This window comes from Pectobacterium fontis, assembly GCF_000803215.1.
Lineage (GTDB): Bacteria > Pseudomonadota > Gammaproteobacteria > Enterobacterales > Enterobacteriaceae > Pectobacterium > Pectobacterium fontis.
The window spans coordinates 1-25646 of record NZ_JSXC01000011.1; the positions used below are offsets into that span (position 1 = coordinate 1).

At 52.9% G+C, this 25646-nt stretch carries 22 protein-coding genes and 1 pseudogene; 16 read left to right on the forward strand and 7 right to left on the reverse strand.

Annotated features, from left to right (window positions below; all coding sequences use genetic code 11):
- Window positions 1-344 precede the first annotated feature (344 nt).
- Window positions 345-2081, reverse strand: coding sequence for a rhamnogalacturonan lyase B N-terminal domain-containing protein (locus OI69_RS02815; RefSeq protein WP_072034250.1), 1737 nt, complete (start codon window positions 2079-2081; stop codon window positions 345-347).
- Window positions 2082-2596: 515 nt separating this feature from the next.
- Here OI69_RS02815 and OI69_RS19025 point away from each other — a divergent pair.
- Together OI69_RS19025 and OI69_RS02820 are read left to right on the forward strand one after the other, a co-directional pair.
- A pseudogene (locus OI69_RS19025) lies at window positions 2597-2692 on the forward strand (IS1 family transposase); the annotation flags it as partial.
- Between the two features lie 7 nt (window positions 2693-2699).
- Window positions 2700-3044, forward strand: coding sequence for a gamma-glutamylcyclotransferase family protein (locus OI69_RS02820; RefSeq protein ID WP_039346226.1), 345 nt, complete (start codon window positions 2700-2702; stop codon window positions 3042-3044).
- A 176-nt stretch (window positions 3045-3220) separates the two neighbouring features.
- Here OI69_RS02820 and OI69_RS02825 read toward each other — a convergent pair whose 3' ends face one another.
- The gene (locus tag OI69_RS02825) at window positions 3221-3466 is read right to left on the reverse strand and encodes a DUF2543 family protein (protein ID WP_039345909.1); all 246 of its coding nucleotides are present in this window, start codon (window positions 3464-3466) and stop codon (window positions 3221-3223) included.
- A gap of 250 nt (window positions 3467-3716) precedes the next feature.
- On the opposite strand from OI69_RS02825, the gene yghU reads away from it, so the two are divergent.
- The gene (gene yghU / locus OI69_RS02830; protein WP_039345912.1) at window positions 3717-4553 is read left to right on the forward strand and encodes a glutathione-dependent disulfide-bond oxidoreductase; all 837 of its coding nucleotides are present in this window, start codon (window positions 3717-3719) and stop codon (window positions 4551-4553) included.
- Between the two features lie 65 nt (window positions 4554-4618).
- Here yghU and OI69_RS02835 read toward each other — a convergent pair whose 3' ends face one another.
- Complete coding sequence (locus tag OI69_RS02835; protein WP_039345915.1) at window positions 4619-5851, reverse strand: multidrug effflux MFS transporter; 1233 nt, start codon at window positions 5849-5851, stop codon at window positions 4619-4621.
- Window positions 5852-5976: 125 nt separating this feature from the next.
- Between OI69_RS02835 and OI69_RS02840 the strand changes: the two genes are divergently transcribed.
- Window positions 5977-7215: a TetR family transcriptional regulator gene (locus OI69_RS02840; protein ID WP_235319650.1), complete on the forward strand. Its 1239-nt coding sequence runs from the start codon at window positions 5977-5979 to the stop codon at window positions 7213-7215.
- Window positions 7216-7508: 293 nt separating this feature from the next.
- Window positions 7509-9695 carry a TonB-dependent siderophore receptor gene (locus tag OI69_RS02845; protein WP_039345921.1) on the forward strand — a complete coding sequence of 729 codons (2187 nt, stop codon included), beginning with the start codon at window positions 7509-7511 and terminating at the stop codon, window positions 9693-9695.
- 167 nt (window positions 9696-9862) lie between these two features.
- On the opposite strand, the gene OI69_RS02850 is transcribed toward OI69_RS02845, so the two are convergent.
- Window positions 9863-10834, reverse strand: a complete 972-nt coding sequence (locus OI69_RS02850) for a chemotaxis protein (RefSeq protein WP_039345924.1) — start codon at window positions 10832-10834, stop codon at window positions 9863-9865.
- 509 nt (window positions 10835-11343) lie between these two features.
- Between OI69_RS02850 and OI69_RS02855 the strand changes: the two genes are divergently transcribed.
- The 5 genes from OI69_RS02855 to OI69_RS02875 are packed head-to-tail and all read left to right on the forward strand — an operon-like array spanning window position 11344 to window position 15574.
- Window positions 11344-12006 carry a DUF3313 domain-containing protein gene (locus OI69_RS02855; protein WP_039345927.1) on the forward strand — a complete coding sequence of 221 codons (663 nt, stop codon included), beginning with the start codon at window positions 11344-11346 and terminating at the stop codon, window positions 12004-12006.
- Window positions 12007-12044: 38 nt separating this feature from the next.
- On the forward strand, window positions 12045-12680 hold the full coding sequence (locus OI69_RS02860; RefSeq protein WP_200886896.1) for a paraquat-inducible protein A: 636 nt from the start codon (window positions 12045-12047) through the stop codon (window positions 12678-12680).
- On the forward strand, window positions 12670-13293 hold the full coding sequence (locus OI69_RS02865; protein WP_039345932.1) for a paraquat-inducible protein A: 624 nt from the start codon (window positions 12670-12672) through the stop codon (window positions 13291-13293). Before OI69_RS02860 ends, OI69_RS02865 begins: the two co-directional genes overlap by 11 nt.
- The gene (locus OI69_RS02870) at window positions 13290-14936 is read left to right on the forward strand and encodes a PqiB family protein (RefSeq protein WP_039345936.1); all 1647 of its coding nucleotides are present in this window, start codon (window positions 13290-13292) and stop codon (window positions 14934-14936) included. The genes OI69_RS02865 and OI69_RS02870 overlap by 4 nt, the downstream gene beginning before the upstream one ends.
- Window positions 14933-15574, forward strand: coding sequence for a PqiC family protein (locus tag OI69_RS02875; RefSeq protein WP_039345939.1), 642 nt, complete (start codon window positions 14933-14935; stop codon window positions 15572-15574). The genes OI69_RS02870 and OI69_RS02875 overlap by 4 nt, the downstream gene beginning before the upstream one ends.
- Here OI69_RS02875 and OI69_RS02880 read toward each other — a convergent pair.
- Complete coding sequence (locus OI69_RS02880; protein WP_039345942.1) at window positions 15552-16166, reverse strand: TetR/AcrR family transcriptional regulator; 615 nt, start codon at window positions 16164-16166, stop codon at window positions 15552-15554. The two genes, OI69_RS02875 and OI69_RS02880, sit on opposite strands and share 23 nt — an antisense overlap.
- Window positions 16167-16658: 492 nt before the next feature.
- On the opposite strand from OI69_RS02880, the gene OI69_RS02885 reads away from it, so the two are divergent.
- The 3 genes from OI69_RS02885 (at window position 16659) to OI69_RS02895 (ending at window position 19571) form a co-directional block, all read left to right on the forward strand.
- Window positions 16659-17396, forward strand: a complete 738-nt coding sequence (locus OI69_RS02885) for a helix-turn-helix transcriptional regulator (RefSeq protein ID WP_039345945.1) — start codon at window positions 16659-16661, stop codon at window positions 17394-17396.
- A 332-nt stretch (window positions 17397-17728) separates the two neighbouring features.
- On the forward strand, window positions 17729-18487 hold the full coding sequence (locus OI69_RS02890) for a CDP-diacylglycerol diphosphatase (RefSeq protein ID WP_039345947.1): 759 nt from the start codon (window positions 17729-17731) through the stop codon (window positions 18485-18487).
- A 145-nt stretch (window positions 18488-18632) separates the two neighbouring features.
- Complete coding sequence (locus OI69_RS02895) at window positions 18633-19571, forward strand: LysR family transcriptional regulator (protein WP_039345950.1); 939 nt, start codon at window positions 18633-18635, stop codon at window positions 19569-19571.
- Between the two features lie 12 nt (window positions 19572-19583).
- Here the strand turns inward: OI69_RS02895 and OI69_RS02900 are convergent, their stop codons facing one another.
- On the reverse strand, window positions 19584-20711 hold the full coding sequence (locus OI69_RS02900; protein WP_039345952.1) for an ABC transporter substrate-binding protein: 1128 nt from the start codon (window positions 20709-20711) through the stop codon (window positions 19584-19586).
- A 238-nt stretch (window positions 20712-20949) separates the two neighbouring features.
- On the opposite strand from OI69_RS02900, the gene OI69_RS02905 reads away from it, so the two are divergent.
- The 3 genes from OI69_RS02905 to OI69_RS02915 are packed head-to-tail and all read left to right on the forward strand — an operon-like array spanning window position 20950 to window position 25140.
- Window positions 20950-22527: an ABC transporter permease gene (locus OI69_RS02905; protein ID WP_039345955.1), complete on the forward strand. Its 1578-nt coding sequence runs from the start codon at window positions 20950-20952 to the stop codon at window positions 22525-22527.
- The gene (locus OI69_RS02910) at window positions 22524-23330 is read left to right on the forward strand and encodes an ABC transporter ATP-binding protein (protein ID WP_039345957.1); all 807 of its coding nucleotides are present in this window, start codon (window positions 22524-22526) and stop codon (window positions 23328-23330) included. Before OI69_RS02905 ends, OI69_RS02910 begins: the two co-directional genes overlap by 4 nt.
- Before the next feature lie 16 nt (window positions 23331-23346).
- Entirely contained in the window at window positions 23347-25140 is a 1794-nt protein-coding gene (locus tag OI69_RS02915) for an aryl-sulfate sulfotransferase (protein WP_039345959.1), read from the forward strand.
- 191 nt (window positions 25141-25331) lie between these two features.
- Here OI69_RS02915 and OI69_RS02920 read toward each other — a convergent pair whose 3' ends face one another.
- On the reverse strand, window positions 25332-25616 hold the full coding sequence (locus OI69_RS02920; RefSeq protein ID WP_010285074.1) for a YfcL family protein: 285 nt from the start codon (window positions 25614-25616) through the stop codon (window positions 25332-25334).
- Window positions 25617-25646 lie beyond the last annotated feature (30 nt).

Consider the following 25646-nt stretch of genomic DNA (forward strand, 5'->3'; position numbering starts at 1 on the left):
AAATTTACTATGCCACTACATTCACAATTAACTGATGTTGTTAACAGCATAACACTCAATGGCATTCACCATACATAGACTCATTCCAACATTAGTCTTTGTGTCACCCAACGGTTCACGCCGTTCTGATTGTGTGGATCTGAAAATTTGGGTAATTACCTGTTGTAGGTTTTCTTGTATGAATTTAACTAATTGAATTGAATAGGATTTTTATGTCACATACTGCGTTCCACCTCAACTGTCCGTAGGAGTGAATCTCTCTGTTTGCATCACATCCGTACACGGCAGCTTACTTTCAAACACTCGTACACATCGCCGACTCACTGCGGCACTTCCCGACACGGTTAACGCCTAGCCGGGCTGTTGGCTGTGTTCTGTAAATCCAATGCATCATAAGCCACCCCCGGGCTGAGGAAGCCTTTACCGCGCTTACCACTGGCGATCGAAATTTGCAGCTCGTTTGTACCAGCCCTTAACGCTGTGGCCGGAATAGGGAAGAGAAAGGTATGGTTATTGCCGCGATATGAACCGACGGTGAGGCTGCGACTGGAGGGCTGCGCTGAAGCGGCGGGAATCGGCGCTTTCCAGTTGTTAACGTTGATCGACGGTCGGCCGCTAGCGAAAGCAATCGTGATGCCGATACGTAACGTCATCGCTCGCACCTGTGCTGGCGTCAAAGTGAAGCGGATACGCAACGGACTGTTGACGTCTGCCCACTGAATCGCAGGAAAATCCTTACTGTCGCTGGATTGACCCACCACAAACGTGCCGACCTTCCATGGTGCCATGCGTATGTCGGAGGGATGCATGTGAGTCATCCCTTCTCCGTTGAGGAGTTCAGTCGGCGCACCATCCCAGCGACCGATACGCCAGACCACCGGATCTCGCTCTGGGTCATCGTCGATGGCAAAGGTGTGCAACGTAGTGGTCTGCCCGGCCTGAACATCGACCTGTCGACTGGCCACGGCCAATTCATTCTTGTAAACCGTCATCCGGTAGTGACCCGGGCGCATGCCAGCTCGAGTGAAGCGGCCACTACCCGGTGCGACATCGGTCCAGTACTGTGCGCTGGCGTTAGCAAAACCGACGGTGTAAGCCACGCCAGCTTGCATACCGGTCAGGCCCACACCCGCGACGTCGCCCCGACCGGACGGGGCGAGGTATCCATCCAGCGCCATGCGCGCGAACCAGCCCGTATCCAACGGCCCGGGAGCCGTACCCGAGGTGAAGACCATGGCGTAGCTGTTGAGGATGCGGGTGCGGAATGGCTCGGTCTGCACCTCTCCGTAATTGACGATGTAGGTCAGTTCCTGGTCGATGGTGGTGCCCTGATCAAGCAGGCTGCGATAGAACGGGCCGCCAGACCCCCCTTCGTTGTCATCGCGCACCATGTAGATACCAACATCAGAACCGCGCGCACCAAAGCTGCGCCAGTCTTTCAGCCGCATGTTGGAATAGTGCTTGGAGCGCGTCTGTCCGTTTGGCAGGCCGAACACATCGTGTGCCTCCACGACGCGCGTGGTCTGTCCGATGTCTGCTGGTGCCGGGCCTTCTGGCAGGTCAGCTTTGTTGATACGGGCGATGTATCGTACCAGGCCAGGGTTTGGCTCGCGCGCGAAAACAGTGCCCATGTAGACAGCGGCGTCGCCGCGCCTGGCCATATAATAGTGGGTCAGATCGCCAGCAACAACCGTCACCCTAATATGGTCGGTATCGATCTGCACGGCCTGCACCTGGACGCCGTTCTGGTGGTCATATAGGCCAGCAAAGCCGGAATTGATCTGACTGCCTTTACGCCGGTTCTGGAATTCCACCCCACGATAGCGCAGTGACACAATATCACCCGCCCCCCTGCTGGAACCGTCGTTGGCGGTGCGTCGGATCGTGAACACCAGACCGGCCCCAGTATCTACAGTAATCAGGTGGCTGTCCTGGTTCAGGCCGAACCCGGTCGCGTACGCCAGTGGCGTCAGCATGACAGCGAACAGAGCGAAGACTATACCGATAAGCACCCGCCGCGTTGATGCTAATGTGGTCCCTCTGACATAACCGTCCAGAATTTGATAAGTATCGATTGCCATGAAACACGTCCTTCAAAGAATCTACTGGAGAAGTCAAACGCATCAGCCTTGATCGCTTCCTTGTGCTCGCTGGGCTGGCAGCCCTCGGATGAATCGGCTCCTGTACCTGATTTCAACGTGACTCAGGCCTGCAAGGACAAGGCACCGGTAGCAATCCAAGCCAATGTGTCAGTACTGACTCAGGAAACCAACAGGACGAAAACAGCGCTGTCAGCTATCACTAAGCAGTGAGTGAAACATGGACATAGGAGACAAATACCGATTTTTAAGGAAAATATCTTATTCTCACCACATGAAAGAATCCTGCGTAGCGCTAATAAACATTATAAATGTTTAGGTCCCGTTTACTTTTAAAATCCCCCCGTATGCCATATATAACGCAGAGGCTGACATCATAGTCGTACAAGCTGTTTTTCTACTCTCATCCAGGATATGTTGAATGTAGCGGGCATGTGTTTTGGTCATAACTGGCGTTGCTCCTGCTATGGCCATAAATGACTCTGGGGTCAGCGACGAGGAAAACAACCTGTTTTTCACGCTCATTTAAAATACATGAAAAAGTCATCGGTACTTACATTGAAAAACACCATTACAACGCATTTGCGTCATAACCAAAAAATGGAGCGCTTATTTGTCTACGGTACACTGCGTCCGGGTCATACTAATGCGTCTATCCTGGAAAACATCGGTGGAGAATGGTTGCCGGGGTACGTGACAGGCACATTTTATGAACGAGGTTGGGGCGCTGCCGCAGATTTTCCAGGGATTATATTGGATGCCCAGGGGCCACGCGTCAGCGGCTACTTGTTTGTATCCGATAATCTTGAGACACATTGGCCAATGCTAGATGAATTTGAAGAGGGCTACGATCGTGTGGAGGTTGCGGTTACCACGCAGGAAGGCCAGCAGATTATGGCCTGGATTTATCAATTACAGCCACAAATAAACCAGGGCACAATATAGAGAGAATACCTTCACGGCTCTGGCCTGCGCCAGTAAGGGAACCACATTGAGAAAATCCCGCTGAAGGAAACGCAGGCGGGATTTTTGTTTTTAGTCTCTTATGACAGCCAGCTAAGATGAGAAGCAAGCACAACCGCGCTAGCCTTGCATGCTTTTCAACATGTTCTTAACAGGCGCTACTCATTGCCCCATTGATTCAGGAACGTTGCGATCTCATCAATACGAAGTGCATCAATACCCGCTTCATTGGCCATCTCTTGCTGTGCATTTTCGCTGATCTCTTCATTATTCATTAGGCGGGTGATCAGCAGTTGGAAATAGCGAGCCAGAGATTCACGCTCTGACTCGCTCACTGGCTTTGCAGACTCCGTCGAATATTCATCCGTAATGTCATAAAATTTAATCGGTACTTCTTTGTTCATTAGTCATCCCCAAGGGTTAAGGCCTATGCCAGTAGGTGCCGGTGTCATCCGGCATCGATAATATCATTCTTATTTCGTTTTCTGTCATCCATGTAAAGGACGAGTTGGTGCTAATGTTATCACACGGTCAACGCACTGAATTACCTGTCCACACTTGGCGGGAATCAGATAGAACAGTATCAGCAAGTTGCGCAAGTTTGTTATGGTATCGACTTCACTCACTCTCTTTTCATGCATAAGGAGATTTTGAATGGCTACGTCCACCTATGTGCCGCCAAAAGTCTGGCAGCCCGCGTCTTCCGGCGGTGCCTTCGCCAATATCAACCGTCCGATAGCGGGCCCGACGCACGACAAAGCGCTGCCCGTTGGCAAACATCCCCTCCAGCTTTACTCGCTAGCGACACCAAATGGCGTGAAAGTGACAATCATGCTGGAAGAGTTGCTGGCGCTGGGTCATTCGGGTGCGGAGTACGATGCCTGGCTGATTAAGATAAGCGATGGGGATCAATTCTCCAGCGGTTTTGTCGACGTCAATCCAAATTCAAAGATCCCCGCCTTGCTTGACCAAAGCGGCGAAAAACCAATTCGTGTATTCGAGTCCGGTTCCATTCTGGTTTATCTGGCCGAGAAATTTGGCGCACTGCTGCCAAGCGACCTCGCCACGCGAACTGAAACCCTGAACTGGCTCTTCTGGCAGATGGGTTCCGCACCTTATGTTGGCGGCGGATTCGGCCATTTCTACGCTTACGCACCGGAAAAATTTGAATATCCTATCAACCGCTTCGCGATGGAAACCAAACGTCAACTGGACGTACTCAACCGTCAATTAGCAGAGAATCGCTATCTGGCTGGCGACAGCTATACGATAGCCGATATTGCTGTCTGGCCGTGGTATGGGGGATTGGTGCAAAACACACTGTATGCCGCGGGAGAATTTCTGTCCGTGCATGAATACACCCATGTGAAACGCTGGGCTGACGAGATTGCTGCGCGCCCAGCAGTGATTCGTGGTCGGAAGGTTAACCGGACTTGGGGAGACGAGTCAGAACAGGCTGCTGAACGCCATCAGGCATCCGATCTGGATTAATCTTCTGCCGCCTGCCACTCAGGCAGGCGGCATTCCGTTTGCCCGTAATCCTTCTTTCCCGCTACTTAGCGATAGGATAATGTCTCTTTCTGGCTATCAACACTGACCTGCCGTGAGGCATACCACCAACTCAGCAGCGCCCCGATTGCACAAGCGGTTAATAACATCAGCGGTGGAAGCAAGGTGCCATCATGCACGATCCCCATGATCACGCCCGCAATCCCGCCAAAAACATACTGCAATACGCCGAGCAACGAAGACGCTGAGCCGGTCTGTCCCGGTGCCGCATTCATTGCCACCGCGACCACATTCCCGAACACCAGACTCAGGAAGCTCATTGTCAGGAATAGCAGTAGCGTGACAAGCCACAGCGACGTCATGCCGGCCAGCAGTACACCGGATAACACTAGCCCCCCCACCAGATGCAGGGCGATGCCGATAGGCAAAATTTGATATTCACGCCAGCGATTCAGCAGGAAGATATTGATCTGCCCCAGCGCCACCATACCGAGGGCATTCGCCGCAAAAATATAGCTGTAGGTAGTCGGTGACAGGTGGAAATATTCAATAAAGATGAAAGACGATGCGCCAATGTAGGTAAACAGGCCACCCATGATAAAAGAGCCGGACAGCGTATAGCCCATGAACGTCTTCTGCCGCAGCAGTGTGACATAACCGGTTAAGGCCGACAGCATACCGCCACTGACACGCTCACGCCGCGGCAGGCTTTCTGGCACCCCACGCCAAGTGGCAAACAGCATCAGGAGACCAACCACCGTCAGCACCCAGAAAATGGCTGACCACCCCAACGAGCCAAGCAGCACGCTGCCCAACGGCGGTGCGACAATCGGCGCGATCGCCATCACCTGCATGAGCAGCGAGAACACCTTTGCCGCATCGCGCTCCGAGTACAAATCCGCCACGATGGCACGCGGGATCACTAATCCGGCCGCACCGCCAAGGCCTTGCATCAGACGGAAGAAGACAAACCACGATAACGAGGAAGCATGGGCGATCAGCAGGGAAGACACAGAAAACAGCACAATGCCGAGCAGCAGTGGAGCTTTGCGACCATAGCGATCGGTCAGCGGCCCATACACCAGTTGCCCAAGCGCCAGACCGATCAAAAAGACAGACAGAGACGTCTGCATTCCTGCCGCATCTGCCCCGAGAGCCTGCTGGATCGCAGGAAAAGCCGGGAGATACATATCAATCGACATGGCATCAAAGGCACACAGGATGCCTAAAATACCGATGAGAACAAAACTGCGCGACGCCAGTAAAGACGAATCAGACATCGATAACACCTCAAAAATAAACCACTCAATCACGAAGAACGACAGCAAAGGAAAAGCGAATAGGCTAAGATGCGGATTGCCGAGCGCAATATATGACTGACAAGTCGAAAATACAAGGTAATGTGATGGCGCGCAAAAAAACCATTGAAAACGATCTGATTCTGGACGCTGCGCAAACCGTACTACTGCGCGATGGCGTGCATCGTTTTACATTAGATGCCGTGGCGGCAGAAGCCGGTATTAGCAAAGGCGGGCTGGTTTACAGCTTTCCCAGTAAAGACCAGTTGATCATGACGATGCTGTCGCGTGAACTTGCCCGTTTTGAGCGGGAGGCACAGCAGCAAACTGCACGCTATAACGATCAATCTCACGCTGATGTACTGGGCTACATTACCGCAATCGCGCAGGAAGAAGACGAGACGACCTCGCGCGCGGTTGGCCTGCTTACCGCACTGGTTCACTCCCCTGCCATGCTGGAACCGGTACGGGAATTCTATCGCACCAGATTAGATCGGCTACGCGACGCGACGCCGACAATGCGCCGTATCCGTCTGGCGTTTCTCGCCACAGAAGGCGTTTTCCTGCTACAGGGATTAGGCTTCGTCACGCTGGATCGCAAAGAACGACAGGCGATGCTCGATGATGCCAAATCCTTGTTTCAACCGGACGATAGCGCACTCGTCACGGCAGATAATCTCACCACGTCGCCAGCCTTTACCCGCGCTTCCCCGCAAGCAATGCCCGTTATTCCCTCGGGCAAAACTACCGCCGAACAGGCGATCGCCTGGCTGGTCGAGAAAGGTATCACGCCGAGCGGCATCGGGACGGGAATCGTACATTCCCGCGCGGCGCACATTGTTGACGCAGCCACGAACATCATCAAACGTGATGGTATTCGCGCCTTAACACATCGCGCCGTCGCGCATGAGGCTCAGGTTCCACTGGGATCAACCACCTATCACTTTAACAGTCTGGACGACATGTTGAATGCCGTCATGCGTAGCGCGATTACCCTGTTTCGCGATGATATGTTTAGCTGGTTCCTCGAACGTCGTTACGACGATCCGTGCGATGTCCTGACCGATTTTGTCATGCGCGGCATCGAAGATATTGACGAACTGGCACGCGAGTACGAACTCTTTACCGCCGCCATTTCACGCCCTTCTCTGCGCCCTATCGCGCTCGAATGGTCTGACACCGTTGTCGCCATCATCAAAGTGGTCGCTCCCGACAACGCTGCACTGCCGCTGGGCACGTTGCTGAATGGCTTCTTCATCCGCGCACTGCTGGAAAAACACGAGCGTACGCTGCCGCGCGAACTGGTTTATCAGTCAGTTTCTGCCCTGTATAACGCCTTTCGCTAATCCATTAATGCCGTGCGTTTAAAATTCGAGATACCGCGGTGCGAGGTATCCCTGCGGCAACCTTCTCACCGTGTTTTCCCCTAAATTCACACGACGTGAACAGCATTATTTCGCTAAACCATACGGTTTTCTCACAGGAAAACCGTTGATTCCCTGATTATTGCCGCCCTTCTCCCTATCTGTCTTTCGCAATAAAAACTGTACATATGTACTATTTTTTGCCAAATTAACAAACGCAAATACCTCTCGTTTGCATTCGTATATAGCGCGTTGTTAGGGATGAAAAATTCAAAATGCACAAACAGCAATTCCATACCATGAAACCACTGGCACTGATCGTTGCCGGATTACTCAGTGCACACGTCAGCACGGCACAGGCCGCTGACGAAGATGTGATGACCGTCAAAGCCACCGCCGAGCAGGAATTAAAACAGCAGCCTGGCGTGTCCATCATCACGGCAGATGACATTAAAAAAGCGCCGCCCGTTAACGATCTGTCAGACATCATCCGCAAAATGCCGGGCGTGAACCTCACAGGCAACAGTGCCACAGGAGCCAGAGGCAACAACCGCCAGATCGACCTGCGCGGGATGGGGCCGGAAAACACGCTGATCCTCATTGATGGTCGTCCTGTGACCTCACGTAACGCGATCCGCTACGCCTGGGATGGCGAACGGGATACCCGTGGCGACACCAACTGGGTGCCAGTAGAAGAAGTGGAACGCATTGAGGTCATTCGTGGCCCGGCTGCCGCACGTTACGGTTCTGGTGCCGCTGGAGGTGTGGTGAATATTATTACTAAACGCCCGTCCACCGTCTGGACCGGCTCGCTTTCCTTGTACGGCAATCAGCCGGAAAACAGCAAAGAAGGTGCCACACGCCGCGCCAATATCAACCTGAGTGGCCCGCTGGCAGGTGATGCGCTCACCATGCGGCTGTACGGCAATATCAATAAAACCGATTCCGACAGTTGGGATATTAACCGGAACCAGAACGGTTCTGCGGCTGCCGGACGAGAAGGCGTGCGCAATAAGGACATCAATACGTTGCTATCGTGGAAGCTCTCACCACAACAGATCATTGATGTTGAAGCGGGCTATAGCCGTCAGGGGAATATCTATACCGGTGATACGCAATTCAGCGGCGGAGGCGCAATCCCCGAAAGTCTGGCAAAAAGCGGGGCGGAAACCAACCGGCTATATCGCCAGAATTACGCGGTTACACATAATGGCATCTGGGATTGGGGACAATCGAAGCTGGGCTTTGCTTACGACCAAACGAATAACACCCGGCTTGATGAAGGATTATTTGGTCGTTTTGAAGGCTCGATCAATAGCGATCGTTACAGTACCAGCCGTTTGAAGAATCTGCGCCTTAACAGTGAGCTTAATATTCCGCTTGAGCTTTGGGCGGAACAAACGCTCACGCTGGGTGCCGAGTGGAATCGGGAGCAGTTAAACGATCCGGCTTCAAGCAGTTATACAGGAAACAGCAGCGATACTCTTCCCGGTACATCCGTCAACCCTGCTCAGCGCAGCAGCAAAAACAGCGCCGAGCTCAGTGCGATCTATTTTGAAGACAACATCGAAGTCGTCCCCGGCACCAAAGTCATTCCCGGCCTGCGTTTCGATTATCACGACAAATTTGGCGGCAATTACAGCCCCAGCCTGAACATCCAGCAGGAGCTAGGCGAGATGTTCAGCGTGAAAGCCGGTATTGCACGCGCTTTTAAAGCGCCAAACCTTTATCAATCCTCGACTGGCTATTTGCTCTATTCGCGTGGTAACGGCTGTCCGTTCGGCGTGGATTATACTAACGGTAGCGGCTGCTATCTGATGGGGAATGATAATCTGCATCCCGAAATCAGCGTCAACAAAGAAATTGGGCTGGAGTTCAAACATAACGGCTGGCAGGCGGGTGTCACGTATTTCCGTAATGACTATAAAAACAAGATTGTTTCCGGCACCGATATTCTCGGGCTGACGCAGTCCAATGCGGCGATGTTGCGTTGGGAAAATGGCGGTAAAGCGCTGGTGGAAGGACTGGAAGCCAACCTGCTGGTGCCCGTGATCGAAGACACGCTGGACTGGAGCACCAACGCCACCTATATGATTGAATCGAAGAATAAAGACACCGGCAATCCGCTGTCGATCATCCCGAAGTACACCGTCAACACGATGTTGGACTGGCAGGCTACGGATAAACTCTCTGCCAACGTCAGTTGGACAATGTACGGCAAGCAAAAACCGCGTCAATACGCAACCAACTGGACAGAGTACAACAATGGGCTTTCCTCGCGTGAAATCGGCAGCTATTCCGTTGCGGGTGTCGGTGTGAATTACCAGTTCAGTAAGAACCTGCGCGTCAATGCCGGTATCAGCAACCTGTTTGATAAGCAGATTTATCGCGAGGCGAAAGGCGCTTCCACCTATAACGAACCGGGACGTGCCTACTATGCGGGGGTAACGACCTCATTCTGATAACCCCGCTTTTCTGACCGTAGCGTCTTTCTGGCTCGGTTTATTCAGGGGTCAGAACGTGTATCTGTCAGCAGTTAAAAACGAACACTCGCTAAAAAATCGGCCTTTGCCCTCTCCTATGAAGGAGGAGGCAAAGGCCGAATGTAATAATACCACCGCGTTACCAATCAGTGGCGTACTTTAGCTTTACTCAACACCGTTTGGATCGCCGTCGATAGCTCATTGATCTCGAATTTCGCGACGTAAGCATCTGCGCCAACATTACGTACGTGATCTTCGTTCGCGCTACCCGACAGGGAAGAGTGAATCACTACGGGAATATTCTTCAGGAATTCTTCACGCTTAATATTTCTTGTCAGCGTAAAACCATCCATTTCCGGCATTTCCAAATCGGTCAGAACCAGTGAGATCTTGTCCGAAATGGGGCGACCTTCCGACTGTGCCTCTTGTGCAATTTGCCGAATTTTGTTCCAGGCATCCAGCCCGGTAATATGCATGCTAAACGGAATACCCATCTGGTTTAGCCCCTGTTCAAGCAACGAGCGAGCGACTTTGGAGTCTTCTGCCACAATCGCAATCGCCCCAGGCGTGTAGGGATAAATGGTTTCTTCTACGTTCTTGAGTTTAGTTTCGCGCTCGCCCGGAATGATATCAAACAGAATCTGTTCAACATCCAGCACCAGCGCCAGACGGTTGCTGTCTTTATCCGTATCAAGGCGCGCAATACTCGTGATGTAAGAGCTACTCACGCCCGCTTCAGCCGTCAAAACCTGGCTCCATTCCAAACGAACAATGTCGTCTACCGATTCCACGGCAAAAGCCTGCGTACTGCGCGCATACTCAGTGATAAGGAGAATGTTCAGCCTGGTTTCCGATGAACTCCCCACCACGGCAGGAAGATCGATAACAGGAATGATTTGTCCACGAATATTGACCATACCCAGCATTGGCGAGGTCATGCCAGCCGCTTTGGTCAATGTCGGCATCGGCACAATTTCACGCAGTTTAAACACGTTGATGCCAAACAGCTCGGATTTGCCGCCGTCAGGTGATTTGCCCAGTTGGAATAACAAGAGTTCAAATTTATTAGCAGAGGTGAGGTTCGTTCTCTCATCGATTTCTTTTTGAAAATTATCCATGCTTTCCTCAGTGCGAGTCATTATAGGTATACCGTAACAAGGCAACATTCGAGATGTGAGCAAACAGGAACCAACATCCGACCGCTCCTCTGTACGTGATAGTCGTGTTCTTCAATATTATCCAGCGTCAAGCGTAAAATATTTTTAAGTGTATCAACCTTATCATCCAACGATGTCAATCATCGAACCAGTCGGATATCAGCCCTCTTCAGTATACCGCCAGCTCGCATCCTTGAAGGTGTGGATAGCATCCCCTGAACCATTAATATCGGCAGCGTTCGCCAACACCTTATCCCAAATCGTGACAGAAATATTGCTTAAGAAGAAAACCTCACGCCTCTCTTGACAGAGTAATCAGAAAAAACTAAAAACATACCGTACAGTTTAGTTTTAAATAAAATGACACATGGTGAGACGATCGGGTACAGGAACAGCCCACATCTAAACATCGTGTCGCTAAGCCGGCGTGCTATCACGCTATTTCGTGGTTCTCTTTACAGGATTCTCATATGTTCACATTATCCCGGGTTGCACGTCCTACCGTATTAGCTTTGGCTGTCGTACTCGCGGGCTGCGCGAGCAATCCCCCTGTGCGCTACAGCGGCATCGCATCATCCTCACAATTAGCACAAAACACCGGTGAGCACGCCGATCGCATTCCTTACCGTTACACCACGCCCGTCGACTGGAAACAATACACCCACATCATCATCGATCCCGTCAGCATTTATCAGGGAAGCGACAACCAATTTAATGACATGTCACAGCAGGACAAGCAGTCGCTGGCCGCCTATATGCAGGATACATTCAACAAAACCCTGCGTTCCCGTTTCAACGAAGTGACCTCACCGGCCCCCGGTACATTGCGTCTAAAACTGACGCTGACGGGTGCTGATACCACGACACCGGTTGCCGGTACGTTTACCAAATTCGATCTGGCTGGCGGGCCATACAACATCGTGCAGTCTATTCGCGGTAAAGAGGGTCTACTGAATGGTTCGGTAAGCTATGCCGTTGAAATTTATGATGCAACGACCAACAAGCTGCTCAATGCCTATGTCGCGAAACAGTATCCGAACGCGATGAATGTCAGCGCCAGCGTAGGCTCGCTGAGCGCTGCGGAAGTAGGTATTGATAAAGCGGCTGAAGAACTGCTCGACACACTGAAATAAGCCAAATCGAGCGTATACAAACGGTGCGGAACAGTATGATGACAATCTACCCCCACTTAATTATCTGCCCGCACTGCGACAGCGTGCACCACTACCGGGCGTTAAATCCCGGTGAGGCCGCACGCTGCACCCGCTGTCAGTCCACCCTGTATCGTGCAGGGTGGATAAATACTGGCCATCGACTGGCGCTGATACAAACAGCGGCCATCCTTTTTTTTATCGCCAATCTCTATCCGGTACTAACCGTCAGTTTTCATACGCTACAGAATACCGCCACGCTGTGGCAAACGGCGCTCGCACTAGCTAACGGTGCCACGTTACCGCTGGCAATAGGCTGTTTTTTTCTCCTGATTATTGCGCCGTTTTTGCAAATTATGCTGACGGGCTGGGTGTTGATGTTTGCCAATCGCAATCGCTGCGCTCCCGGTTTTATTCCGGTGATGAAGGTACTGCTGTGGCTTCGCCCCTGGAGCATGTTGGAGATTGCCACACTGGGTTTGTTGATTGCCGCCATCAAGCTCTCTGGATTTACGCAAGTGATGCCAGGTGAGGGTTGCTGGGCGCTGGCAGCGCTGATGTTGCTGCTCGTTGTCGTCAACAGTGTTGATCTGCGTCCACTGTGGGCGCTGATGCCCACCGACAGTCACCGCAGCGTGGTCGGCCATGAAAAATAATCCGTCTCCCCTGCCGTTATCCTTGATCGCCTGCCCACTGTGTGGGCTAGTCTGTCAACATGATGAAGACACACACCATGCAGCGCGCTGCCCACGCTGCCAAACGCGGCTGGCACCGCCCGATAAGGGCAGCACTACCTTCTCTTCTGCGTTACTGGTTGCCGCCCTGATTTTCTATATTCCTGCCAACGTGTTACCCGTGATGTCCACCCATCTGTTTGGATTGGGAAGCGAAAGCACCATCTTAAGTGGCGTGATGGATTTCTGGCACAGCGGCGATTACGGCATCGCCCTGCTGATCTTTACCGCCAGCATCGTCATCCCTTGTATGAAATTTCTGATCCTCGGCCTGCTGATCTTCATGTCACATCAAAAAAGCCGTAAGGCAATGGCTGAACGTATGGCGTTGTACCGGCTAACCGAGTGGGTGGGTTACTGGTCCATGCTGGATGTCGTTGTGATTGCCGCCGTTTCTGCGCTCGTCAAATTTCCGCCACTCAGTGAAGCGGAACCCCGTAGCGGCATTCTTTTTTTTGGGCTGGTGGTGATACTGACCATGTTATCTGCCATGAGCTATGACCCGCGTCTTATCTGGAAAGGTGACAAACCATGATCCACGAACAACCCGGCGATCCGGTGATTATCCGCCAACGCTGGAGAATCTCATTGATCTGGCTGGTTCCCGCGCTCGCCATGCTAACGGGGCTCGCTATGCTGATTCATACCTGGTCGGATACCGGGCCGGAAATCATGATCGCCTTTCAGAGCGCGACAGGCCTTGAGGCGGGCCGTACCATCATCAAATATAAGGATGTGGCGGTCGGCACGGTCAAAGACATCGCGCTGAGTAAAGATAGCAAGCAGGTTCTCGTCACCGTCCAGCTTAATAAAAATGCGGAAAGTCTGGCGAATGCCGATAGCCGCTTCTGGGTGGTTCGTCCACGCGTCGGCATCAACGGTGTCACCGGCATCGATACCCTGCTTTCCGGTGCTTATATTGGCGCCGATAAAGGCGAATCCACTCAGGGAGAAACGCGTTTTGTCGGTCTGGAGTCACCCCCCGCCGTGATTAACGGTATGCCGGGCAGCCGTTTTGTCATTCAGGCAGACGATCTCGGTTCGCTGGATAGTGGTTCGCCCGTTTACTACCGCCGCATCCCCGTGGGTCGCATCGCGTCCTATCAATTGAACAGTGACGGTCGCAGTGTCCTGCTTCAGGTTTTTATCGATGCGCCGTATGACCGCTTTGTGACACCGAATACCCGTTTCTGGAATGCGAGTGGGCTGGATCTCTCGGTCGATGCCAACGGTTTTCGCCTAAGAACACAAACACTGGCTACCGTTATGGCTGGTGGCATCGCATTTTCCACCCCCGATTTGGACGACACGGTTGCCGGACCGGAACCACTCACCACCTACAAACTGGCAAGCGATCGAGAATCGGCCTTATCTCCCCCCGATGGCCCGCCCATCCTCTTCAAACTCCGCTTTGATCGTTCTTTGCACGGCCTGGAGATCGGGGCGCCCGTGGCGTTCTCCAGCGTCAACATCGGCCACGTTACCGCCATTGAGTTGGATTACAGTAAAACGGGCTATCGTTTTCCTACCGTCGTTAGCATCGAGGTGTTTCCTAACCGTCTCGGTAACGTACTGGATAAGTTGCCTAAGCAGACGACATCGCTCGAACAGCAAACCGCCGAATTCACGCGCGATCTGGTTGAACACGGCCTGCGCGCACAGGTTGCGCCAAGCAATTTGCTGACCGGACAACTCTATATCTCGCTCGATTTTGTGCCCGATGCGGCAAAAACACCATTTGATATCAACGCCCGACCATTGATGCTGCCCACCGTCAATGGTGGGTTTGATCGGTTACAAACTCAGATGGCAAGTATCATCGGCAAGATCGATAACCTGCCGCTGGATGCCATAGGCCGCAACATGAACACAACGCTGCTAGAGGCGAATAAAACACTGCGACAGGTTAATGGACAAACGTTGCCAGAAGCCAATCGGTTGATGAAAGACATGCAGTTAGCCGCCCGCCGCGCACAAGATGTGCTGGAAGAGGATTCTCCACTGCAATTGGGCATCACGCAGTCATTACAAGATATGCAGCGCACATTACGCGCCTTACGCAGCCTGATAGAGCAGGTTGATCGTCACCCGGAATCGCTGCTCCACGGGCGCTCGAATGACCCGTCGCTATCAGCAGATCATACCGACTTAGCCACCCCACAAGGATCTGCAAAATGAAACGAGTGGCACTATGCTGTCAGTTGGCCGCGCTGATGTTACTGAGCGCCTGCTCATCATCACCGATTCGTTATCACACGCTGCTGGCACCAGCATCATCGAGTGCCTCCCTTGCGCCGACCACAGGGGCAACCTATCCGGCCCCCTTTTTCATTGATGTCCTTCCTGTTGGCGTGCCAGCGCAGATCGATACGCCACAGCTTGTCATTCGGCAGGGAGAGAGCGGCGCTGTCGTGCTGGATAACGAACGCTGGCTTAGCCCGTTGAGTGAGGAAATTCGTACCGCGCTTTCCGCCGATCTGTCACAGCGCCTTAATACGCAGGATATTTCAGGGCTGGTGCGTTCGGCAGAAACGCCAGTGGTCAGGATCCATCTTCAGGTCCGGCGATTTGATAGTTGGCCCGGTCGATTGGTAATGTTGGATGCTGACTGGAGCCTGAGCACCACCGGAGAAGACGCACGCGCACGATTGGTCTGCCGCAGTCAGATTACCGAGCAGGAAACAGGAAGCGATGGCGCGATGCTGCACGCGCAACAGCAGGTCATCACCCGGTTGGCGGAACACATCGCGACAACAGCGATCCGCTGGATGCCAGATCGCAGCGGAACCTGCTTTACGCCGCCGCCCCGGCCATAAACATACTGACGGCATTATCGACCATCTCACGGATGCGCTCGAGGCTCATCGGCTGCAAATGACGGTGGAATATACGATCGTCGATTTCTGCCGTCAGCAGGGATAAAAATTGCACGGCTCGCAGACGCGGGCTCCCCGGTTTCAGTTCTTGTCGCGCCATCGCGGCCGCCATCAACTCGGACAGTTTATCGACGTTCTCTTTCGGGCCTGATTCATAAAACAGCGAACCGATGTCGGAATGTCCCGCCTCTGCCACCACCATCCGATAAATCGCCATCGCGCTACTATCATTGGTCAGCACATACAGAATGCGTTCACCAAAGCGCGTCAGTTGCGCGTCCAGCGTTACGGATTCCAGAACGTCCATCATCAGTTCTGCCGTCGCCTCGGACAGATGCATGGTCGCATGCTCACGCACAACCGCCGTAAACAGTTCGTCTTTGGTTGAAAAATAGCCATACAGCGTAGCCTTAGAACCGCCAACCCGTTTCGCCAGCTCATTCATCGTCGCTCGTTCATAGCCCATTTCCTGAAAAAGCTGCGCTGCCGTTTTAACAATGGCTTCACGGCGTGCCTTGGTACGGACTTTCATTACCACTCCTGCCAGCCGATGCTGACGAGCTAAATAGGATTCGATATAGCAATATTATCAAAACATTAGCCTCGCCGCCGCCTCTTTACACATGGCTGCGTCACAGTCTTTAAAAACGGAGGAAAACAGGAAAAGCGTGGCGATAAATCGCAAAAGACAAAGAAGTTGATAAGCGAAAACGGATTATTTACTATCCGATACCGAATAGCAGGAGAACTGGATTTAGGGCGAGTGATCTGATGCAAAACGCCCTAAATCCAGTATATCGAACAGGAGCAAATCTATGGATAATTCCCTGGGTTGGCAAATCAATTTGTAACAATTCTTTAAAATTTTATTTTCTTTAATTTTTTATAAATTGTCCTGTTCATGGGAAAATTATAAGTGATATCATGAAGTAACAGTAGTTAGACTTAGGTATAGTTCGGCACTATACTTTCATGGCATCACCTATATCATAGGTACATTCTCGCTTTTTATTGAGGCCGTTACATGTCTGTATTTTGCTCTGATAATGAAATTATCAATAACACGATAAAAAGCTATCTCGGCCGGAAATTAAAGCAGTATGGCGATCTCAAATACGCCTACATGATCATGAATAAGAAAAATCCGTCTCAGGTTGTGATCATTTCAAATTACCCGCAGGAATGGGTTAATACCTATAAAGAAAATAACTATCAGCATATTGATCCCGTTATTTTGACCGCGATAAACAAAGTCTCGCCTTTTTCCTGGGAAGACAATATTGTTATTAACTCTAAGCTGAAATTCTCTAAAATTTTCAATCTGTCAAAAGAATATGACATTGTTAATGGCTACACCTTTGTCCTGCATGACAACAATAACAATCTGGCCGCGTTATCGATTATGTTTGAAGAACATGCGCCAACAGAGATAGAAAATATTGTTGAGGAAAACAAAGACAAACTGCAAATGCTGCTGATTACTATTCATGAAAAAATCACTTTGCTTTACAAAGAGATGACGCAAAGCCCGCAGAGCAAAAAGCAAGGTGACAAAGAGATTTTTTCACAGCGTGAAAACGAAATTCTCTACTGGGCCAGTATGGGGAAAACCTACCCAGAAATTGCACTCATTCTGGATATTAAAATCAGCACAGTGAAATTCCATATCGGTAATGTAGTAAAGAAACTGGGTGTTCTGAATGCCAAACATGCCATCAGACTCGGCGTAGAATTACAGCTTATTAAGCCTGAACCGTTATGATCGTCATCACGTCTATTTCACCTTATTTCTGCGCCTTAGAGATGGAAAAGTGGGATAGACGCACGTTCTGTTGCGGTGCGTTCCGCCATTCCCGATAACCTCCTTCAGCCGTTCTCTGGCATGACGTGGGAGATCGCCACAGTATCGATGACGTTCAGGTACAGGGGCAACCTGCCAGCCCCCTTACAAACCGTTACCGATTAGGGTATCTCCTTGCACCAACGTCATATTAATGACATCACCACGACTCCATACTGCTGGCTTATTGCTAAATTCTCATGCCCGTTTTTCCCTGCTACTTTTGCGCCTCATGCACTTGCCGGAGACCCGTCATGAAACGTAACACGATCCTGATCTTCTCGGTTTCTGCCCTCATCGTCCTCACGGTGGCCACCATAACCTGGTGGAAGGTTAGCCGGGGTAACAGTAATGCATTGTGGGAGATCGTCAGCGAACAGTGCGTGCCCAATCAGCAACGCAACGGTAACCCCGCGCCCTGTCTGGAAGTCAATCTGGCGGATGGCTACGTGCTCTTCGATGATAGAAAAGGCCCCTATCACGACCTGCTGCTCCCAACCGAGAAAATCAGCGGTATAGAAAGCCCGGAACTGTTACAACAAGGCACGCCCAATTTCTTTGAACAGGCTTGGGAACGCCGCGGTCATCTGTCGCACGAAGCGGGTAAACCGATCAGAGATGATTACCTCGCGCTGGCGATTAACTCACGCTATGGCCGTACGCAGAATCAATTGCATATCCACATCGCCTGCCTGCGCCCGGACATTTATCAAACGCTGAATCAGCAGTTTCCGACACTCTCTGCCGATTGGAAACCGCTGCCGGTGAAAATTAACGGGCATATCTATCTGGCAAAAACGTTCACGCCGAGCGAATGGGCGCACAGCGATCCGTTCAAAACGTTAGATCGCTATGCACGGCAGCGGAATGAGTCGATTGGCAAATACGGCCTTGCGCTGATCTCCACGCCGGCGGGCGACAAGGTGTTGCTCGCCAGCAGCCTCGATATGTTCAATATGAGTCTCGGTTCTGTGGAGGAAATTCAGGATTTCTCCTGTGCGTTAGCAAAGTAGCCGCAGACCGCGCCAGACGGCAAGTTCCGTGGACTGAATACCTATAGCAATCGATTCGCTATAACTTATGACTTTTTGTTCATTGCGTTGTCAGCCCCCCTCCGCCTAAAAAGTGGGGAAAATCGATACGGTAGGTAGCGGCACTATGCATCTGGATTTACGGCAATTACGCAATTTTCTTGCGCTGGCCGAACATGGGAGTTTTGTTCAGGCGGCGGAAGCCGTCTGTCTTTCGCAATCGGCATTCAGCCGCAGCATTCAGGCGCTGGAACAAACGATGGGACATCCGCTTATCGACCGTCAGAGTCGACGCTTCGCGCTGACATGGCAGGGCAATACGCTGCTGCCATTTGCGCGGCGCATGCAGGAGCTTTCCTGGGAGCTAATGACCGACATGCGGCAAATCAGCGAGGCGCAGGAAGGCGAACTCACGTTTGGCTGCGGCCCCGCGCCGTCTACCACGCTGATACCTAAAGCGGTCGCACAGTTCCATACGCTACGTTCGCGCGCCAGAATCTCCTACAGTGTGGATAACTGGCAGTCTCTGCGTGAACGACTGCTAGCCGACGAGTGGCCTTTCATCGTCGCGGATACCTGGCAGGCCGAAATGGAAACCAACTTCCATGTGCAGCCCTTAAGCCAGCAGCGCTGTTTCTTTATCTGCCATGCCTCACACCCGCTAGCACAGCAGGTAAACGTGACGCCGGAAGATCTGTTGCGCTTTCCGCTTGCTTCCCCTTTCATGCCTGTCGGCATGCGCAAAATTCTGGCGGCGCTGACGCGTCAGCCTGACTATCGCCCTCAGATTCAGTGCGATCATATTTATTCTGTCTTCAGTATCTTGCGGCATACTCAGGCCATCAGTTTCGCCAGCGAAGATAGCTTTGCGTTGGGGCAACGAAGCCATCAACTGGTGGAAATTACGCTGACGGATGCCCCACCGGAATGGGGACACATGCAAACCCGTTTCGGCATTGTCACCTGCTTACAAAGAGCGCTACCGCCGCTGGCCGAACTGATGATCGAAACCATTCTGGCGCAAGACCGATTGTGCACACCGGCTCTGGCACTGCCGACGCAGTGAGCGCCTGTGTGATTATTTCACCGCATTACCGTTGGCATCATACACCGCCCAGTTTGCCTCCAGCCCTTTGGCTTTCAGCGCCCGGTCAGTAAATTGGCCATCGAACCAGTCGCTGGCAGAGAACGTATTGCGAATAAGCCCCGCCGCTTTCGCCCGCTCGATACTATTCTGCAAGCTGCTGAGCAGGAACGGGTCGAGACGCGGCGAGCTTTGGAACGGAAGATCTTCCGCCTTCAATTCCTCTTGAAACATCGTCTGCGGAATCTGGCTCTGTCCAGACATCAGTGCCGTGTATTCCGGCAGGTGCTGCGCATCACCGATCCACTGTGCATTATCCACCAGCACGTTCACCAGTTGTTGCGTCGTGCCCGGATAGCGATCGATAAAATCCTGCGTCGCCAGCACGACAGCCTGCGTGGTATTCGCCCAGCCCAGCGCCCGACTGGTGGTGACGATGTTAATGCCCTGTTTACGCAACGCCAGCAGAGACACGCCGCCCCATACTGCATCCACGCGCTTGGCCGCCAGTGCGGCTTTGCCCGCCGTCCAGTCCAGATTGATCACCCGTACATCGCGTTCACTTAATCCGACGCTTTTAATCGCACGCTCAAACGACAATTGATCGGCCGTTCCTTTGTAGACCGCAATCCGCTTACCGCGTAAATCTTCAATGCGCTGAATACCTGATTCTGGTGTCGCCGCCAGATAAGAGTTAGAACCGCGCGACCCCACCAGCACTCGCGTCGGCAGCCCGCCTGCACGACCAATAATCGCCGCCAGATCGCCCAGATACACGACGTCCAATTGCTTGTTCGCCAGCGCCTCGTTTACCGCTGGCCCCGCGCCTTTAAAAAACGACCACTGAATTTTGATGCCCTGTGGCTCAAATTCTTTTTCCAACCGCTGACGGATATGCGCTAAACCCAATGGCCCACGAATAAAGGGTTTGCTACCCGCACTTTGATCCGGCAAGCCAATACGGATCTCCGTCGGTTTCTGCGCATCCTGTGGAGCCGCGTCGTTTGCCTGCACGCTCGATACCGTCAATGCAGTGCCCATCAGCACCATGCTAATTATCTGATACAGCCCGCGTCGCCAGCGGGAAGAGTGAGCTATCAATGGGATTGATGGTTGTTGCATACGGTTTTCCTCAGTAATCCGTTTTATCTGCCATGAAAACTACCCAACCGACGGCATCCGGTTTAAATAACATTTACGGGTTTGTTCTGCGGAAAAAAGCATAAATCAGCGCTGGCGGGTTCAGGACACGCATATGCATTTATTGCACGGTCTCCATCGGTTTATTGCATTGGCGTTCAATGTCTAAACCTGTTTTTTATTCCGTATTCATCCAACTGTGATGCTTTTCTGGAATAAAATGAATAAGTCGATACTGCTGAAAAAGACCGTGATCGTTTGGCCGTCTCTGCCGATAGCACGAGCTTATCCGTTCGTCGTGCCGCTGGTGGTGCTGACGCTGTGGTATATCAGCACCTACTACGGCTGGATGCCAAGCCAGATTCTCCCAGCGCCTAGCGTCGTCGCCAGCACCGCCGTCGAGCTTTGGCATAACGATCTCCTACCGCAGCTTGTCGTCAGCCTGCAACGGTTAGTGAACGGCCTGCTGGCCGGTTTACTCGCAGGAACGCTGCTCGGTGCGCTCATGGGGGCATCACGCCGCGCTGAACACCTTCTGCATCCGACAGTATACGCACTGGCGCAGATCCCGACGCTAGGCTGGATCCCGCTGTTTATGGTGCTGTTTGGCATTGATGACGGACTGAAGCTGGCGGTGATCATCAAGGCGGTGATTATTCCGGTCACGCTGCATACGCAAACCGGTGTGCGCAATGTGCCGCATGCGCTACAGGAAGTCGCCCATACCCTGCGTCTGTCATGGTATCAGCGTCTCATCAAATTAACGCTTCCCGCCGCGCTCCCCACCTGGTTAACCGGTTTACGATTGGCACTCTCACAAGCGTGGGTGTCGCTGATCGTGGTCGAACTGCTGGCCTCATCGCAAGGCATTGGCTATCTACTCGTTTGGGGACGCCAGTTGTTTCAGCTAGATATCGTGTTTGTCTGCATCGCCGTCATCGGACTGGCGGGGCTGACCATGGAGTGGTTGATCAACCAGTTGGAACAGCGTCTGGTTTTCTGGCCACACCCGCCACTCAGCCGTTTAACCACGACGCCATCTCGCCGCTTATCGGCGCTGATTTTACCCTTTTTGCTCTTGCTGTTATGGCAGCAGGCTAGCCGCTTCGGTTGGATCGATCCGTCACTGCTTCCCCATCCCGCCGACGTATGGCACACGCTGCTGCAAGGCGTGCGTGATGATTCGCTCATCGACGCGATGCAAGCCAGCCTGACCCGCGCGCTCGCCGGCGCACTCTGCGGCATCATCGTCGGCCTCGTAGGGGGCGTGTTGCTGGGGCTGCACGCCACAAGTCACGCCCTCTTTACGCCCACCGTTTCAACGCTGCGCCAGATCGTACTCTTTGCCTGGCTACCGCTGCTGACCGCCTGGGTCGGCAACGATGAAGCCGGAAAAATCACGTTTGTCGCGCTGGCTTCCTTCTTTCCGATGCTGGTGGCCAGCCATCGCGGTATCCACCAGCGTTCACTGGCTCTACAGGAAGTCGCGCAGGTGTTACAGCTCCGTCTCTCAACCCGCTTACGGGTACTGATTTTGCCCGGAGCCGCACCAGCGATCTTCGCTGGTTTACGCCTGTCGCTGATTTACGCCTGGCTTGGCACCATCGGCGCGGAATATTTCATGTCATCCGGCACGGGTATCGGCAGCCTGATGATCAATGCTCAACAGTTGCTGGATATGCCCCTGATTATCAGCGGCATGCTGTTGATTGGATTAACGGGCGCGGTACTCGACCGCGTCGGATTAGGTCTGGAACAGCGGATGACGCGCTGGCGTTCCGCAGGAGAAATCGTATGACATCCACTCCCCTTGATGTATCCCCTCCGGTGGTGCAGTTCGACCATCTGCGTAAACAGTTTCGTGTACAAGGTGAGCCACTGACGGTGATTGAGGATTTTTCGCTGTCGATTCACAGCGGTGAACTGGTGGCGATCGTCGGCAGCAGCGGCTGCGGCAAATCCACACTGCTGCGGATGCTGGTCGGTCTGGATAACGATTATCAGGGACGCGTGCTGGTGGAAGGAAAAACCGTGCGCGGTATCGGGCGTGAGCGCGGCATGGTGTTTCAGGAACCGCGTCTGTTTCCGTGGCTGACCGTGCGACAAAACATCGCGCTCGGATTGGCGAATGAGACGATCGATGGCAAGGAGCGGAACCGCTTGATCGATCACTTTATTCAGCTCGTGCATTTACAGGATTTTGCCAACGCCCTGCCCGCCCAACTTTCTGGCGGTATGGCGCAGCGTGTCGCCATCGCGCGCGGGCTTGTCGCTAACCCACGCATCCTGATGCTCGATGAACCATTTGGCGCACTCGATGCTCTGACTCGCCAACAAATGCAGCAAGAGCTACGCCGCATTCATCAGGCAGAAGGCACCACCACGCTGTTGGTGACTCACGACGTCGAAGAAGCGGTTTACCTCGCCGATCGCGTTGTGGTATTGGCTCCGCGACCGGGACGTATCCGCCAGATTGCGACAATTTCGCTGCCGCATCCGCGCCAGCGCGATAGCCATGCCTTCCACCAGCAGTGCAGCGACCTGCTCGTTTTGCTTACGCAGCCTGCCAATACGGCTGCGGCCTCTTCTCTGAACCAATAAATACTGGAGCACCATTATGGGACACCCTTCCGTCTACCCCACTGGCACGACGATTTATAACCCGGAAAAGGCCTGGGGCGGCTACACTGTCTTCCAGGCGCTGGAGCGCGGTGCGGTGCTGGTGGATATGAACGGCACCGAATTACGCCTGTGGGAAGGTCTGCACGGCTTCCCCAATAAGATCCTGCCCGGCGGCTACATTCTCGGGCACAGCGGCGAGCGCGATTCACGCTATGGTATGCAGGATATGGTCGATCTGATTCAGGTTGACTGGGACGGCAACGTGGTCTGGAAATTCAATCGCTATGAGCACATCACCGATCCCGATCTCCCGCCCGAATGGATGGCACGCGTCCATCATGATTATCAGCGCAGCGGCAATCCGGTCGGCTATTACGCACCAGGACAGGAACCGCAGTCGATTGGCGGCAACACGCTACTGCTGGCGCACACCAACCTGCATAATGAACGCATCAGCGATAAGTTGCTGCTGGATGACACTATCATCGAGGTGGACTGGCAGGGCAATATTCTCTGGGAATGGCGATGCAGCGACCATTTCGATGAGTTGGGCTTTGACGACGATGCAAAGACTGCGCTGTACAACAATCCTAACCTGCGTAAGAGCGGCGGCGGGATGGGCGACTGGATGCATATCAACTCCATGTCAGCGCTCGGCCCCAATCCGTGGTTCGATCAAGGCGATACCCGTTTCCATCCCGATAACATCATCTGGGATGCGCGTGAATCCAATATCATCGCGATCATCGACAAACAGAGCGGCAATATCGTCTGGCAACTTGGCCCTAATTACAACACGCCTGAACTTAAGCACATCGGCTGGATTATCGGCCAGCATCATGCCCATATGATCCCTGCTGGCTTACCGGGTGCGGGCAATATTCTGGTGTTTGATAACGGGGGTTGGGCTGGCTACGGTGCACCTAATCCGGCCTCCGCCGACGGGGTAAAAAACGCCTGGCGCGACCATTCCCGCGTGCTGGAAATCAACCCGGTGACGCTGGATATTGTCTGGCGCTATTCCCCCTATGAAGCAGGTATCCCGCATCCGACTGACGCCTTCCGCTTTTATAGCCCGTACATCAGTAATATCCAACGCCTGCCGAACGGCAATACATTGATTAATGAGGGAGCCAACGGTCGGCTATTTGAAGTTACCGTCGATCATGAGATTGTCTGGGAGTTTATTTCCCCCTACTGGGGCAAGACGGTGAACACCAACAGGCTGTATCGTGCTTACCGCGTCCCCTATGAATGGGTGCCACAACTGCCGCGCCCCCAGGAAACCCCCGTGATCGCCCCCGACAATACGCGGTTACGTCAGCCCGGTGCCTCAGCCCCCGGCTTCGCCAGCGTGGTTCGTATTGACGGCACGCGCCCTTACAAAAAGAGTGGCGACGCGCTGTGTGTCGCGACCAACAACGACGACCTCAAGCGCAGTCCGAAACTCTTTGCTGTCAATCGCGAGCGCTTCGCGCCGCTGACTGCCGAAGGCTGGTCTGAACTGGCGGTACAACCTGCGCCACAGCTCCTGCTGGTCGGCGCGGAGCGTTGCGTCCACTGTAAGGGCCTTTACCGTCAGTTGGAAACGATTCTGGATAAAGAAGAGTTCGCGCATGTGTCGAGCCATTATCTGGATGCCGACCATCATATTGCGCTGGCGGAGAAGCTGGCGGTGAGAACGCTACCGACCCTGCTATGGCTCATAAATGGTGAAGAACAGGCTCGTCTGAATGGGGCACAACAGCCCGAAAGCCTGAGTCAGTGGCTGGCAGAGCGACACGCTTAATCCCACGGCATACAAAAAGCGATCTCACGTTCAGTGAGATCGCGGTTATTCATAGATACTGTCTTTTGCACACCGATACCGCGACTTCAGCATCATTTTTTCATCATCCGGTTGAGAAATCGGATGCAGCGGCAGAGAGCGGGAGCGGTCATCAATAACCAACGAGTGCGGCTAAGCGGAACCCATTTAGACTAGTGCGTACTATTTTGTGCCTGCTGAAACAAGCGTTCCCACATGCCGTTAACCAGCACCTGATCCGGCGGTGACAGTTCACCGTTTTTGATGGCGTTATTAATGCTGTCACTAACGCGTACATGCAGGGCTTCAAGCGTGTGTTCCCCATTCTCTTCCGCTTCTGCGACCGACACCGTCAGATGACCACGTAAATAGCCACCAGCGAAAAGCTCATCATCGCTGGCATGCTCCACCATGTCATCAATCAGCGCCAGAATACGCGTTTCAAATTCTGCGATCATTTCTTATCCTCAAATTTTTGCTGTTCCCAC